The sequence below is a fragment of the Mesorhizobium montanum genome (assembly GCF_033977145.1).
Taxonomy (GTDB): domain Bacteria; phylum Pseudomonadota; class Alphaproteobacteria; order Rhizobiales; family Rhizobiaceae; genus Mesorhizobium; species Mesorhizobium montanum.
On the sequence record NZ_JAVIJF010000010.1, the window covers coordinates 1 to 13,121 of the forward strand.

Genomic DNA, 13,121 nt, shown 5'->3' on the forward strand with positions numbered 1-13,121 from the left:
GCCGCCGGCTACAACTTCTCCCTCCTGCTCAACTGGTTCAGGCAGCTTTTGTGGCTTCTCATCGCAGCCCTCCAAAGTCAGCCAAACGAGATCGATGCCTGACCAATCTCATTGTTCACGGTCGACTCTCCCACAAGGGGAGAAGAAAGCACCGCCCTTACTCTTCCGGCTCGGTCGTGAACAGCAGCGGGTAGCCCTTGGCCTTGCCGGCATCGGTCGCCCGCGTCGCCTTGGTTTCCGCGATGTCGCGGGTAAAGACCGCGACGACGCACACGCCGCGCGTATGCGCCGTGATCATGACGCGGTGCGCCTGGTCCTCGCTGAGCTTGAATTCACCCTTGAGCACCGTCACCACGAACTCGCGCGGCGTGAAATCGTCGTTGACGAGGATGACCTTGTAGAGCTTCGGCCGCTCGGTCTTCGGCTGCGTTTTGACGCGGGGTTTGATGACGGTTTCGGGCATCGGATTCACTAGCGAGGAACTGGGTTCTCGTTGTCACTTTGTCACGCGTGAAAGCATACGTCCAACCATCCGCACGGATGGCGGGGAGACTGGACGATCAACCCTATGTGGGGAAGCGCTGCCGGAGGGTCAACGGCCCTGGCGCCCGACCGGGCGGCGCATCTCGGAGCCCGATCTGCCCGAGCCGGCGCCGCCATCCATGCCTGAGCCGCGTTCCATGAAGTCAAAGAATATCCAGCCGACCAGCCCGATCACCGTTATCCCGGTCAGCACGATCAGCATCCAGGACTGTGCCGGGGTGATATAGTCGAAACTCGATGAGATCGCCGGCGCGAAAAGCTCGGGCTCGGTCCTGCGGCTGGCGGGATCCGGCACGGGGCTTGCGGTAAACATGATCAACGATCGTGCCGCCCCGGTGGCGATCAGGCCGCCGAGGGTCAGCGAACGCATCAGGGACGAAAACCGCTTCTTCATGCGGATTGTCCTACAGCACCGGCATTGCGATGGGGTTAAGGAGGGGACTGAGTGCGGCTGGAACCTGCCGGTGTCTGGCTCCTGCCGCCAGGAAGCCGCCCCGGCCGAAATCGGCTGGAGCGGCCTTCATCTAACGTGGTGCCGAGCCCTAGATCAGGGCTTCTTGGCAGCCGGCTTCGCAGTAGCAGGCTTCATTGCCGACGCCTTCTTCGGTGCCGGGCACTTGTGCTTCTTGGTCGGCTTGCAGACCTTCTTGGCCGCTACCTTCTTCGCAGCGGGCTTGGCGGTCATGTCGGTCGCCGGAGCGGTCGTGGTCGTCGTGGTGGAGGCAGCCGGAGCAGCAGCGGTCGTGGTGGCGGCGGCGTTGCCGAGAGCCGGCATCGAGAAGGCCAGGGCAACAGCGAGGCCGAGGGCGGAGAGGAGGGACTTTTTCATGGCTTTGCTTCCTTTTTGTGCGGGTCGGGAGTTGAGTGTCACTGATCTGGGTCGACCGGCGTCACTCCAAGCAGCTTCAAAGCGTTTGCGAGCATCCGGATACCCTGCGCCTGCTTCTTGTTGGCGCAGAACCGGTTTCCCTTTCTTTGCAGTGCCTTCGCCGCGGTGACCTGCGTTGCCGCGGCATGAGTTTCGAGGGCTTCGTCAACTTGACGGCTCAGATTGGTGCAGCGCTCCGTCCGGGTCAGCGGCGCCACCTTTGCAGTGGAGGCGCCGGCCGCTGCCGTGATGAGCGATATGCTGAGCAAAGCACCCGTCACGCTGATCCAGAACCTCTGCATTGGTCTTGTCCGTTACTCCGGAAACTTGCGTCGCAGCCGATGACCTGACCGCCACGGCACCGGTTATGCCCTTGAAATTTTTCACCAGTTTTTCCCAACTGTAGAATTTTGTTTCTGGATTGTTTCTGGGGAATCCGCTCGGCGCGACGATCGCGGCCACTGGCCAAGATGTGGCCCGAATTCTATCGTGTGGGTGATCGCGGGAAGAGACGGTTGGCTAATAGAATGACAGGTCTGCAGTGAAATCCGACGCACACATACTGATCGTCGACGACGACAAGGGCATACGCGACCTGCTGCAGGAGTTCTTCCAGAAGCGCGGGCTGCACACGACGGTGGCCGGCGACGGCACCGAAATGGAAGCGATCCTGCGCCGCACGCCGGTGGACCTGATCATCCTCGACGTGATGCTGCCCGGCAAAAGCGGACTTGAGCTTTGCCGCGAGATCCGCGCCAACTACACCACGCCGATCATCATGCTGACCGCGGTCACCGAAACGACCGACCGCGTGGTGGGCCTCGAAATGGGCGCCGACGACTACGTGCCCAAGCCTTTCGATCCGCGCGAGCTTCTGGCCCGCATCCGCGCCGTGCTGCGACGCAACGGCAGCGCCGAGCCGCGTCGCCCGATCGCCAAGCAGGTCTTCCGATTTGCCGGCTGGACCATGGATTGCGCGCGACGCCGCCTGACGGCGCCCGACGACGTACGGGTGGAACTGACGATGGCGGAGTTCAACCTCTTGCAGACCTTCGTCAAGAGCGCGCAGCGCGTGCTTACCCGCGAGCAGCTGATCGAGCTTTCCGGCGGCGACACCGGCTACAGCTTCGACCGCAGCGTCGACATTCTGGTGAGCCGCCTGCGCCGCAAGATGGAAGACGATCCGAAGACGCCGAAACTGATCCTGACCGTGCGCAGCGGCGGTTATCAGTTCCTGCCCGAGACGACGTCCGAATGAGACGCTTCCTGCCGCAGACCCTGCCTGTCTGGGTACTGCTCATCGTCATTGCCGGCCTGATGACCAGCCAGGTCGCCACGCTTTACATCGTCGCGCGCGATCGGGCCGCCGCCAACGGCGTCGTCGATCTCTACCGGCTGAACGATCGCGCCTATTCCCTGGTGCAGCTGATGCATGACGCCACGCCAGAAGAGCGCAAGGCCACTGCGTCCGGATTGTTCAACTCGACCTATGCGCTGACGGTTTCGGATACACCCGCGGTCACCTCTTCGATCGCCGGCGACGACCAGCTTGCTGAACTGGAGGACATCCTGGTCGGCCGCCTGTCGAAGTTCGGCATCACCGATGCGCGCGTGCGGCGCGACCCGGCCACCCAGGAATCCGACGTCCCGGACGGCGAGGCGGTGAACAAGGATGTCGGCCAGGTCGAACGCGACCTGCTGGTTCTGGCCGCGGATTTTGCGCAGAGCGACAAGCTGACGGCCTCATTGCGCTTTTCCGACGGACAGTGGTTGAATTTCACCGAGCCGATCACACCGCCGGGGCCAATTCTGAGCCTCGACAGCCTGCCGCTCTATTCGTTGATTGCCGGGCTTGTCGTGGTCATGTCGATCTGGTCGCTGCGCCGGCTGACCGCACCCTACCGGATGATGGAAACCGCGGTCACGCGCATCGGCAATGATCTCAAGAGCCCACCGATCGCCGAGAGCGGCAGCCGCGAGATCCGCGCCGCGGCAAAAGCGATCAACGCCATGCAGATGCGGCTGCGCGATTACGTCGAGGATCGCGAGCACCTGGCCGCAGCGCTTGCCCATGATCTGCGCACGCCGCTGACCCGGATGCGCCTGCGCCTCGAACTGTTGCGCAGGTCGGCTGCGCGCGAGGCGCTAGCGCACGACCTCGCCGACATCGAAAGCATCGCCAGTTCGGTCATCGACTTCGCCAAATTCGAGGTGACCGAGGAAAAGGCCGAGCGGATCGATTTCTGGTCGCTGGTGGAATCGGTCGCGGACTCCTTCGACGGCGCATCCTTCGACGAAGACGTGATCCCTTCGCGCGGCCTGATCTGCATTGCGCGGCCGGTGGCGCTGCGCCGCTGCATCACCAATCTCATCCAGAACGCTGTCACCTACGGCAAGAAGGCGCATCTCGGCGTGCGGCGATCGGGCGACACGATCACGCTTTCGATCCGCGACGAAGGTCCCGGCATTCCGCAGGCGAAACTGGACGCGGTGTTCGGCTCCTTCGTGCGGCTGGAGGAATCGCGCAACCGCACGACCGGCGGCCTCGGCCTCGGCCTGACCATCGCCCGCAACATCGCCCGCGGCGCCGGCGGCGAGGTCGATCTTTCCAATTACCCCGGCGGCGGCCTGCTGACGGAGCTGCGGCTGCCGGTGGCAGTTTGAGTCAGGAGCCGGTCGCGCGCACCGGCCGTGCCACTGGATCGCCCGCCTCTTCCTTGTGATAGTGCGGCCCGTTTCGGTATGAGGAAAACCGCGCCATGTTCTATGCCGTCCTTGCCTACCACGTCGAAGACACTGTCCAATCCTGGTCACCCGACGAGGATGCGGCACTGATGAAGGACCTGCTCGATGTCAACGATAGGCTGACCCGCGAGGGCAAGCTCGGTCCGGCGGCCAGGCTTGGCGCGACGGCGCAAGCCGTCACGCTGCGCGGTCCGGGCGACGGCATGGTGATCGACGGTCCCTTCGCCGAGACCAAGGAGCAGTTGCTCGGCCTCTATGTCCTCGACTGTGCAGACCAGGACGAGGCGGTCGCCGCCGCGCGCGACTTGAAGCGCGTCAATCCAACCGCTGTCTACGAGATCCGGCCGATCGTGCTCTATCGTCCCGGCGCATCGCTGGCTACCGGCATTGAAGAGGCTGCGAAAGCCACCGGCTGAGAGCCAGGAGTGCCTCAACCCGGCATACTTGGCGCTTCGATCTCCCTCCCCAGCCGGAGCATTTCGCTGACCAGCAGGTCGAGGTCATCGCGGCGCGTGCGGTGATTGGCAATTGCCACCCTGAGGCAGTGCTGGCCGCCCACGGTGGTATCGGACAGGACCGCGATGCCTTCTTCCTGCAGCCTGAGCATGATCTCAGTGTTGAACGTCTTGAGGTGCTCCTCGGACGCGTCGCCCAGCCGGTGGCGGAAGCTGACGATATTGATGGTGGTGGGCGCCATCAGCTCGAGCGCCCGCTCCGCCTCGATCAAACGGGTGAGGTAACGGGCTTGGGCAATGTTCTGGTCGATCAGCCGGCCGAATTTTTCGAGGCCATGCTCCTTCAGCGCCATCCAGATTTTTAACGCGCGGAAGCCGCGCGAGGTCTGCAGACCGTAATCGTGCAGCCACTCTCCGGACGCGAGTCCACGCGGCGTCGATTCCAGATATTCCGGCGTGACGGCAAATGTGTTGCGGTGCGCGGACGCATCCCGCACCAGCGCGCAGCCGGCTTCGAATGGCGCATGCAGCCATTTGTGCGGATCGAGCGCTATCGAATCCCCCTGCTCGATGCCGGCAACGAGCGATCGGTTCTCAGGGGCAATCGCGATCAGCGCGCCGATGCAGCCGTCGACATGAAACCAGAGGTCTTGTTCGGCCGCCACGGTAGCCAGCGCCTGAAGATCGTCGACGGCACCGGTGTTGACGGTGCCAGCGGTGCCGATCACGCAGGCCGGCTTGAACCCAGCCTCGCGGTCCTCCGCGATTGCCCTCTTGAGCGCGGCGATATCGATGCGCAAACCCGCGTCGGTCGGGATCCGCCGCAGCGCCCGGTTGCCGAGGCCGAGCACCTCCATGGCCTTGCGGTGGCAGGAATGGACCTGGTCCGAGGCGTAGTAGCGCAGCGGCTTGGGGATGGCGCCCACGCCCCGCTCGCGCACGTCGACCCCCGCCTTGACATTGCGCGCCACTGTGAGCCCGATGATGTTGGCCATCGAGCCGCCGCTGACCAGCGTGCCGCTTGCCGCGGCCGGAAAGCCGACCATCTCCTTGCACCAGTTGACGACCTGGCTGTCCATCAAGCCGGCGGCATGGTTGCCGCCACCGAGATTGGAGCCCTGGATCGCCGCCAGAAAGTCGCCGAGCGCGCCGGTGAAATTGCTGGATCCCATGTACCAGGACCAGAAGCGCGGATGGATATTGCCCATCGGGTAAGGCATCACGTTGCGGGCGACATCGTCATAGACGTCAGCCAACGGCGCTGGTGATCGCGGCAAGGGCGCGCTGAAGAATGACCGCACCTCGGCCGGCATCTCGCGCCAGACCGGACGGTCGCGGACATCCTTGAGATAGCTGATGGCATCGTCGAGAATCCGGTGCGAGAGCACTCCCATATCGGTCCAATCCGGCGGATCGAGAGTTTCGTTCTCGGTCGTCGCTTCCTGAAATTTATCCATCCGGTCTCTTCCCCGGCGCGTGGCCGACCCATGCGCAATGCGCGACGCCGCCCATGCGAGGCGGCGTCGCGGTGTCTATCTTCAGGCTTCGAACTGACAGCTCGGCGTCGAGCGCGACAGCGCCGTTTCCTCGGCGTCCATCTCGGCCTCGACGCCGTCGAAGAGCGGCGTCGACATGTAGCGCTCACCGGTGTCGGGCAGAATACACAGGATCACCGAGCCGGCCGGCGCGGTGCCGGCGATCTGGCGCGCCACCGCGAAGGTGGCGCCGCCGGAAATGCCGGTGAAGATACCTTCCTGCTGCGCCAGCGCCTTCGCCCACTTGATGCCTTCGGGACCGGGGATCGGCACCACCTGGTCGTAGTAGCGCTTGTCGATCGCCTCCTGCAGCACGTTGGGGATGAAGTCGGGCGTCCAGCCCTGGATCGGATGCGGCTCGAAGGCCGGATGGCTGGCAGCCGGCGCGCCGCCGGCGCCGCGCTCCTGCGGCTTGCCGCTGCCGATCAGCTGAGCATTGGCAGGCTCGGCAAGCACGATCCTGACCTCCGGCCGCTCCCGGCGAAGCACCCGACCGACGCCGGCGACGGTGCCGCCCGTGCCATAGCCGGTGACCAGATAGTCGAGACGCGACCCCGCGAAATCGTTGATGATCTCGCGGCCTGTGGTCGCCTCGTGGATGGCGGCATTGGCCTCGGTCTCGAACTGGCGGGCCAGGAACCAGCCATTGGCTTCGGCAAGCTCGACCGCCTTATTGTACATGCCGAAACCCTTCTGGGCGCGCGGCGTCAGCACCACCTTGGCGCCAAGCATACGCATCAGCTTGCGGCGCTCGATGGAAAAGCTATCGGCCATCGTCACCACCAGCGGATATCTTTTCTGCGCGCAGACCATGGCAAGGCCGATGCCGGTGTTGCCGCTCGTTGCCTCGACCACCGTCTGGCCGGGCTTCAATTTGCCGCTGCGCTCGCCTTCCTCGATGATGTTGAGCGCCAGCCGGTCCTTCACCGAGGCCGCCGGATTGAAGAACTCGGCCTTCACATAGATCGTCGCATGACCCGGGCCGAGATTGTTGATGCGGATGACCGGCGTGTCGCCGACCGTATCGAGAATGCTGTCGAACAGCCGGCCGCGACCGGCCGTGGTTCTGATTTTCAATTGCTGCAACATGGGCTTTTCTCCTCGATATCTCACGCGCCGGTTACAGACCGGCGACTTGGGCGGCGCGGTTTCGACACCTTGCCGCAATAGGTTTGCTTGACCTGCCGCGAATGCGGCAACGGCGGCATTCCGGCATGGAATAGGCCTGCCGGATGCTTCCTGTCGTCTTTGGTGATAGAACATGGACCTACTGGTCAGCGTTGGAGAGAGCGTGGAAACATACGTGGAATCCACCCGATCGAGCCTGAACAACCCCGGCGCCGGCCTGTCCGTAAGGCTGCTCGGGCAACTGACGATTGCCCGCGACGGGATGCCCCTGACGTTGCCCTCCTCGCGCAAGCTGCGCGCGCTGCTTGCCTTTCTGGCGCTGGCGCCACATCCGGTCAGCCGCGGCCGGCTTTGCGAACTTCTCTGGGATGTGCCCAACGATCCGCGCAGCGAGCTGCGTTGGTGTCTGAGCAAGCTTCGCGCCGCGCTCGACGAATCGGGCCTGCAGCGGATCGAGACCGAGGGCGACACCGTGGCGCTTCGTCTTGGCGATACGAGCGTCGATGCCGTCGAAGCCGCCGCCGCGGTGGCGGAAGGGATCGAGACGCTTGGCCTCGAACGTCTGCGGGCACTTGCGCAACTTTTCGCCGGCGATTTTCTCGACGGCCTGGAACTCGATCGCAGCCCGCATTTCGGCAGCTGGCTGACGGCGCAGCGTCGCCGTTTCAGTTCATGCCATGTCGCCGTTCTGGAGCACATCATCGGCCTTGTCCCGCGGGGAGCCGATGAAGCCGGCGCTTATATCGACAAATGGTTGGAGCTCGCGCCGTTCGATGGCCGTGCACATGTGGCGCTGCTGGAAAATCTCGCGCGGCGCGGACAAATCGGCGCCGGCGAGGCGCATCTTGCCGCTGCGGCGGAGCTGTTTCACTCGGAAGAGCTGGATTTCACGCCGTTGCGCGAGGCGTGGCAGGAGATAAGAGCCCGGAACGCCAGCGCAACGCCATGCGCCCGATCCGGGCCGGCTTTCCCGTCCCCGCAGCCGCCAATCGCTGGGCTCGAATCCGAGCCAGCCGCGACGCGCCGGGCTTCGCTCGCGGTGATGCCGTTTGCGGAGAGCGCCGGCGCCGGCAGCTTCCGCGGCGGGCTCGCCGATGGCCTCACCCACGACATCATCACGCGGCTTGCCAAGCTTCGCGATTTCTTCGTCATCGCCCGCGGCTCGGTCTTCGCCCTGTCCGAGAAGAACATCGCGCCTCAGGATGCCGGCCGCAGGCTGAACGTCGACTATGTCGCGACAGGTTCGGTGCGCAGCCGGCCGGGCCGGATAGTCGTCTCCGTCGAGCTTGTCGAGGTCCGCACGGCGAGGATCGTCTGGGCCGAGACCTTCGACCACAGGCCCGACGACATTTTCATTGTCATCGAAGATATCGGCAACAGCATCGTCTCTTCCATCGCCGCCGAAATCGCGACGGTCGAGCGCAACCGCGCGCTGCTCAAGGCGCCGAATTCGCTCAATGCCTGGGAGGCCTACCATCGCGGTCTCTGGCACATGTATCGCTTCACCCGCCAGGAAAACGAACTGGCGCAGCATTTCTTCAACGAAGCGCTGAAGCTCGATCCGACTTTCGCCCGCGCCTATGCCGGCCTTTCCTTCACCCATTGGCAGAGCGCCTTCCAGCGCTGGGGCGACCGCGACCGGGAAACGGCGCTCGCCTTCGAAAGCGCCGGGCACAGCCTGCTGGTCGATGACCGCAACCCCGCCGCACATTGGGCAATGGGCCGCGCGCTATGGCTGCGCGGCGAACAGGACGGCTCGCTGCTCGAACTGGCCAATGCCGTCGACCTCAGCCCGAACTTCGCGCTCGGCCACTACGCGCTATCCTTCGTCCATTCGCAGTCGGGCGACCCGCAATCGGCGATCGGCTCGTCCGACCATTCGCGCCACCTCAGCCCGTTCGACCCGCTGCTGTTCGGCATGATGGGCGCACGCGCCATGGCGCATGCTCGCCTCGGCGAATTCGACGCGGCTGCCGAATGGGCGCTCAAGGCCGCGGCGCGCCCAAACGCCCATGTCATCATCCTGGCGATTGCCGCCCATTGCCTGGCGCTGGCCGGCCGGCAGGACGAGGCGCGGAGTTTCGCCGCAGCGATCCGCAAGACGCTGCCGGACTATCGCGCCGACGATTTCATCGCCACCTTCCGCTTCGACCGGGATGGGGAAGCCCTGTTCCGGAACGGCGCCAAGCTGATCGGACTGAATTGAATTCGGCTAGTGGCACTGCACAGGGATTTTGACCGGTCGGCTCGGTTTGCGTTGGCAGGCGGCATGCCTTGGAGATTGGCCGAAACGCCCTTCGCGATCGTCATTCTAGGGCGGAGCAGGAGCGAAGCTCCGTCGCGCAGACGCTAGAATGCCGTGACGCTAAGGCGTTGCGACGGTGCAGAATTCTGCACCCCAGCAGCGCTTCGAAGTCACGGTATGGATTCTATGGTCTGCGCCGCGTCGCTTCGCTCCTTGCTCCGCCATAGAATGACGACGTTGGGGCGGCTTCAACCAATCCCCGGCGTTTGCGCTGGGGAACTAGTGAGATAACGGCCCGCGGGCCTTGCGCCAGGCGTCGATGCCGCCCTGGATGTGACGGGCGCTGGCGATTCCGACGTCCTGCGCAGCTTGCACCGCCATCGCCGAGCGCTCGCCGAAGGCGCAGTAGAACAGGAGCTGCTTGCTCGTCGACTTCGCCAGCTCATGCAGCATGCCGCCGGCGGCGATGTTCTCTTGCAGCCGCGCATAGGGCAGATGGATCGCGCCGGGGATGACGCCGTGGCGCTCGCGTTCGGTCTGCTCGCGCAGGTCGATCAGCGCCACGTCGGGACGCCCGACCAGCGCCAGCGCCTGCTCGGCGCTCACCGCCCAGCCGCGACTAGCGATGTCGTCCTGATGAAGTCCCACCCTCATATTGGCGGGCACGGCCACATCCATCATTTTCGGGTTCGACAGATTGAGGTTGTTCATGATGTTCACATACTCGTCGATCGACTTCACCTGCAGGCGCGGGTTGAAGGCTCTTTCCTCGCCGATGGTCGACACCGTCTCGCCCTTATAGTCATGCGCCGGGAAGATCAGCGTCTCGTCGGGCAGCTTGAGCAGGCGGCCGAAGATCGATTCATACTGCTGGCGCGGATCGCCGTTCTGGAAGTCGGTGCGGCCGGTGCCGCGGATGAGCAGCGTATCGCCGGTGAAGACACGGTCGGGCAGGATGAAGCTGTAGGAATCGTCGGTGTGGCCGGGCGTGTAGATGACGTCGAGCGCCAGCCCTTCGATGCCAAGCTTGTCGCCGTCGGCAAGCCGCATCGACACCACGTCGGCCTTGGTCTGCTCGCCCATGACGGTCACGCAATGCGTCCTGTCGCGCAGCGCGCCGAGGCCGGTGATGTGGTCGGCATGAAGATGCGTGTCCACCGCCTTGACCAGCCTCAAGTCCAGCTCGTTGACCAGTTGCAGATAGCGGTCGACCTTTTCCAGCACCGGATCGATGATCAGCGCCTCGCCGCCGCGCCGGCTGGCGAGCAGGTACGAATAGGTGCCTGAGACGGAATCGAAGAGCTGACGGAAGATCATTCGCCACAAACCCGCTGCATTTTTTGCACCGCCGGGCGCCCACCGCGCGGTCGCGGCAATATCCTACCCCACCGGCCAGCGGAATCGGAATGGAATTCGAAAAAAATATATGCCGGTAGACAGCCTTCCCTGCGGCGACAGAGTGCCAGCCTTCAAATGTGGCGCCGGGGTTTGTCGAGTAGCGTCCTTAAAAAGCCTTGCTGAGACGAACATCGCCTCGGACGGTGAAAGCATTGTCGCTTCCGTAACCGGCCTCGAAGCCGGCATTCAGGGTCATGCCGGCGCCCACCTCCGCCGCGACGTCGGCGCCGGCAAAGCCGCGCAACACCGCCTTTTTGCCGCCGGCGGCAAAAGAGATGTCCTGGCCAAGCAGCGTCGCCGTCACGTCGTCGCTGTTTTGCGCTATCGCATCGATCCCGGCCCGAATCGTGGTTTGCCAGGTCTGGCTCCGCGTGCTGACGGGCGCCAGGGCCAGCGCGAGCTGGCCACGCGCCTCGAAGACGTTGACGTCACGCCGCGAAACCGAAAGATCGCCGTCCGAAACGGTCTCAGCGTAGTCGTCGATCAAGAGCCCGGCGTAACGCAGCCGCGCGCTGGGTATCAGCGTACCAGCCGCGACCGGCAGACGCATGCCAAGCGTAACCGACGGGCTGAGGAAGATGCCGTTGAAATCGGCCCGTGCCGTCTCGACGCCATTGAGCACCAGATTGTTCGCGACACGGCGGCGGCTATGCTCCTGGAGCACGCCGGCAATGAATGTCGCCTCCGCAAAATGCGCTCCTGCGTCATAGCCGAGATAGGCGCCTGCAAATACACTGCGATGAACGATCTCTTGCGCGTCTGCGTCGACCTCGGTCGATCCAGCGGCGCCTCCCAGCAAAACGCCGCCCAGGAAGCCGTCGCCCGAGCGCCTTTCGGCGCCGGCGACGACGCCGCCCAGTGTCTCGCTGAACCCGGCCGATGCGCCGGAACCGCCCTGGGAGCGTATTCCGCCAAAAGTGGAGATCCAGGCATCCCGACCGTTATGCGGCGCAAGCAAGCCGCCGCTTGCGACAGACATGCGCGCCTCGGACACGCCGGCTATGCCGTCAACAAGATCTTCGATCAGCGGTGCGCTGCTTGTAAATCCGGTGATGTCGACCACCGCCACGCTGTTGCCGCTCGTCACGAACGGCCTGCCGCCGGTCAGGACGGTTTGCGGCAGGCCGCTTCCCGAAAAATTCATTACGGCGCTGAGTGCGGGACCGAAGGTCACGATGTTGCCGCCGCCGGAGAAGACGACCGGTCCCTGGATGGCCGTCCCGCCCAGAAGATTCAGCGTCGCTCCGGGCGCGCCGAAATAGATTGCCACGCTCTGGTCGCTGAAGACGCGGCCGGAATTGGTGACGGCGGAGCTGCTGCCCTGGGCGGCAATGCCGACGGCGCCCACACCCTCGACAATGACCGAACCGGAATTGGCGATCGTGGCGTTGCCGAACAGGGTGCCGATGCCTGTCGAGCCTGTCCCGAAGGCGTTGACCGTACCGCTGTTGGCAATTGCGATGTCATTGCCGCTGGCACCGATGCCAACGGAAGCCAGCCCCGATACCGTGATCGACCCGGAATTATCGAGCCGAAGGCCATTGTTCTGCCAGATGATCCCAGCGGCGGCGGTCCCATAGGCCTCGATCGAGCCGCTATTATCTATTGTCAGGTCTGGCCCATCGCCGATGATGCCGGCTGCGGCCGTGCCGGAAACGCCAATAAAGCCATGATTGTCCACATGCCCGCCCGGGGCGTCGCTGATGATGCCGTATGTGGCGACGCCCAATGCCTCGATCGAACCGTTGTTGACGACGTACACATCGTCACCCTCGGACAGGACACCGATCGAGGCGTCACCTGTGGCCAGGATGGCCCCATTGTTGAGGATGGTCGCGCCGGACCCTTGTGAATACACATTGGCGGCAGCCCCGCCCAATGTTTCGATCAGCCCGCTGTTTGTGAGCCTCTGGTCCGAACCAAGCATCCGTACGGCATCGATGCCGGCGCCGAAAGTTTCGATGGCTCCTGTTGGGCTGACGATGCCGGCATCGCCGGCTCCCGTCATCGTTTGCTGGCCAGCGGTGTGGCCGTTGCCGATGACAAAACTTTGGGAAAACGCGGCGCCGCTTGCAAGCGGGACCCCGGCGAAAATCGACAGCGCAATCGCGCCTGGAAACCCTGTGCGCGGCGTCGGCATCACCCCCTCGGCGCATGGGCACGCAACAGGCGGACTCTGCGCTCGAAGGAGGTGAAAAACAAGC

The 13,121-nt window shown here is 64.3% G+C and carries 12 protein-coding genes; 4 read left to right on the forward strand and 8 right to left on the reverse strand.

The genetic code is table 11. The features are described 5' to 3' along the window. Positions 1–157 precede the first annotated feature (157 nt). The 4 genes from clpS to RFM68_RS14960 all read right to left on the reverse strand — a co-directional run bounded on the left by clpS (position 158) and on the right by RFM68_RS14960 (position 1,713). Complete coding sequence (gene clpS / locus RFM68_RS14945; protein WP_027164990.1) at positions 158–463, reverse strand: ATP-dependent Clp protease adapter ClpS; 306 nt, start codon at positions 461–463, stop codon at positions 158–160. A gap of 129 nt (positions 464–592) precedes the next feature. Then, positions 593–937 (reverse strand): hypothetical protein, encoded by a 345-nt coding sequence (locus tag RFM68_RS14950; protein WP_320233755.1) that lies wholly within the window; start codon positions 935–937, stop codon positions 593–595. A 153-nt stretch (positions 938–1,090) separates the two neighbouring features. After that, positions 1,091–1,372: a hypothetical protein gene (locus tag RFM68_RS14955; protein ID WP_320233756.1), complete on the reverse strand. Its 282-nt coding sequence runs from the start codon at positions 1,370–1,372 to the stop codon at positions 1,091–1,093. A 38-nt stretch (positions 1,373–1,410) separates the two neighbouring features. Continuing rightward, the gene (locus RFM68_RS14960; RefSeq protein ID WP_320233757.1) at positions 1,411–1,713 is read right to left on the reverse strand and encodes a hypothetical protein; all 303 of its coding nucleotides are present in this window, start codon (positions 1,711–1,713) and stop codon (positions 1,411–1,413) included. A 239-nt stretch (positions 1,714–1,952) separates the two neighbouring features. Here RFM68_RS14960 and RFM68_RS14965 point away from each other — a divergent pair, with 239 nt between their 5' ends. The 3 genes from RFM68_RS14965 (at position 1,953) to RFM68_RS14975 (ending at position 4,572) form a co-directional block, all read left to right on the forward strand. Continuing rightward, positions 1,953–2,669 (forward strand): response regulator, encoded by a 717-nt coding sequence (locus RFM68_RS14965; protein ID WP_320233758.1) that lies wholly within the window; start codon positions 1,953–1,955, stop codon positions 2,667–2,669. After that, positions 2,666–4,075 carry an ATP-binding protein gene (locus RFM68_RS14970; protein WP_320233759.1) on the forward strand — a complete coding sequence of 470 codons (1,410 nt, stop codon included), beginning with the start codon at positions 2,666–2,668 and terminating at the stop codon, positions 4,073–4,075. The genes RFM68_RS14965 and RFM68_RS14970 overlap by 4 nt, the downstream gene beginning before the upstream one ends. Before the next feature lie 95 nt (positions 4,076–4,170). Then, positions 4,171–4,572, forward strand: a complete 402-nt coding sequence (locus RFM68_RS14975; protein WP_320233760.1) for a YciI family protein — start codon at positions 4,171–4,173, stop codon at positions 4,570–4,572. A gap of 14 nt (positions 4,573–4,586) precedes the next feature. Here the strand turns inward: RFM68_RS14975 and RFM68_RS14980 are convergent, their stop codons facing one another. Continuing rightward, positions 4,587–6,068 (reverse strand): pyridoxal phosphate-dependent decarboxylase family protein, encoded by a 1,482-nt coding sequence (locus RFM68_RS14980; protein WP_320233761.1) that lies wholly within the window; start codon positions 6,066–6,068, stop codon positions 4,587–4,589. A gap of 81 nt (positions 6,069–6,149) precedes the next feature. Further along, complete coding sequence (locus tag RFM68_RS14985; protein ID WP_320233762.1) at positions 6,150–7,235, reverse strand: PLP-dependent cysteine synthase family protein; 1,086 nt, start codon at positions 7,233–7,235, stop codon at positions 6,150–6,152. Between the two features lie 172 nt (positions 7,236–7,407). Here RFM68_RS14985 and RFM68_RS14990 point away from each other — a divergent pair, with 172 nt between their 5' ends. Beyond that, positions 7,408–9,480, forward strand: a complete 2,073-nt coding sequence (locus tag RFM68_RS14990) for a transcriptional regulator (protein ID WP_430694864.1) — start codon at positions 7,408–7,410, stop codon at positions 9,478–9,480. 318 nt (positions 9,481–9,798) lie between these two features. Here RFM68_RS14990 and RFM68_RS14995 read toward each other — a convergent pair whose 3' ends face one another. Beyond that, positions 9,799–10,836: an MBL fold metallo-hydrolase gene (locus RFM68_RS14995; protein ID WP_320233764.1), complete on the reverse strand. Its 1,038-nt coding sequence runs from the start codon at positions 10,834–10,836 to the stop codon at positions 9,799–9,801. A 187-nt stretch (positions 10,837–11,023) separates the two neighbouring features. Next, positions 11,024–13,057 (reverse strand): autotransporter family protein, encoded by a 2,034-nt coding sequence (locus RFM68_RS15000; protein WP_320233765.1) that lies wholly within the window; start codon positions 13,055–13,057, stop codon positions 11,024–11,026. Between the last annotated feature and the right edge of the window lie 64 nt (positions 13,058–13,121).

What these genes read in the sequence shown, in the direction of transcription:
- RFM68_RS14980 (WP_320233761.1), bottom strand. Translation starts at nt 6,068, where the DNA reads ATGGATAAATTTCAGGAAGCGACGACCGAGAACGAAACTCTCGATCCG.
- clpS (WP_027164990.1), bottom strand. Translation starts at nt 463, where the DNA reads ATGCCCGAAACCGTCATCAAACCCCGCGTCAAAACGCAGCCGAAGACC.
- RFM68_RS14990 (WP_430694864.1), top strand. Translation starts at nt 7,408, where the DNA reads ATGGACCTACTGGTCAGCGTTGGAGAGAGCGTGGAAACATACGTGGAA.
- RFM68_RS14985 (WP_320233762.1), bottom strand. Translation starts at nt 7,235, where the DNA reads ATGTTGCAGCAATTGAAAATCAGAACCACGGCCGGTCGCGGCCGGCTG.
- RFM68_RS14950 (WP_320233755.1), bottom strand. Translation starts at nt 937, where the DNA reads ATGAAGAAGCGGTTTTCGTCCCTGATGCGTTCGCTGACCCTCGGCGGC.
- RFM68_RS14995 (WP_320233764.1), bottom strand. Translation starts at nt 10,836, where the DNA reads ATGATCTTCCGTCAGCTCTTCGATTCCGTCTCAGGCACCTATTCGTAC.
- RFM68_RS14975 (WP_320233760.1), top strand. Translation starts at nt 4,171, where the DNA reads ATGTTCTATGCCGTCCTTGCCTACCACGTCGAAGACACTGTCCAATCC.
- RFM68_RS14970 (WP_320233759.1), top strand. Translation starts at nt 2,666, where the DNA reads ATGAGACGCTTCCTGCCGCAGACCCTGCCTGTCTGGGTACTGCTCATC.
- RFM68_RS14955 (WP_320233756.1), bottom strand. Translation starts at nt 1,372, where the DNA reads ATGAAAAAGTCCCTCCTCTCCGCCCTCGGCCTCGCTGTTGCCCTGGCC.
- RFM68_RS14960 (WP_320233757.1), bottom strand. Translation starts at nt 1,713, where the DNA reads ATGCAGAGGTTCTGGATCAGCGTGACGGGTGCTTTGCTCAGCATATCG.
- RFM68_RS15000 (WP_320233765.1), bottom strand. Translation starts at nt 13,057, where the DNA reads ATGCCGACGCCGCGCACAGGGTTTCCAGGCGCGATTGCGCTGTCGATT.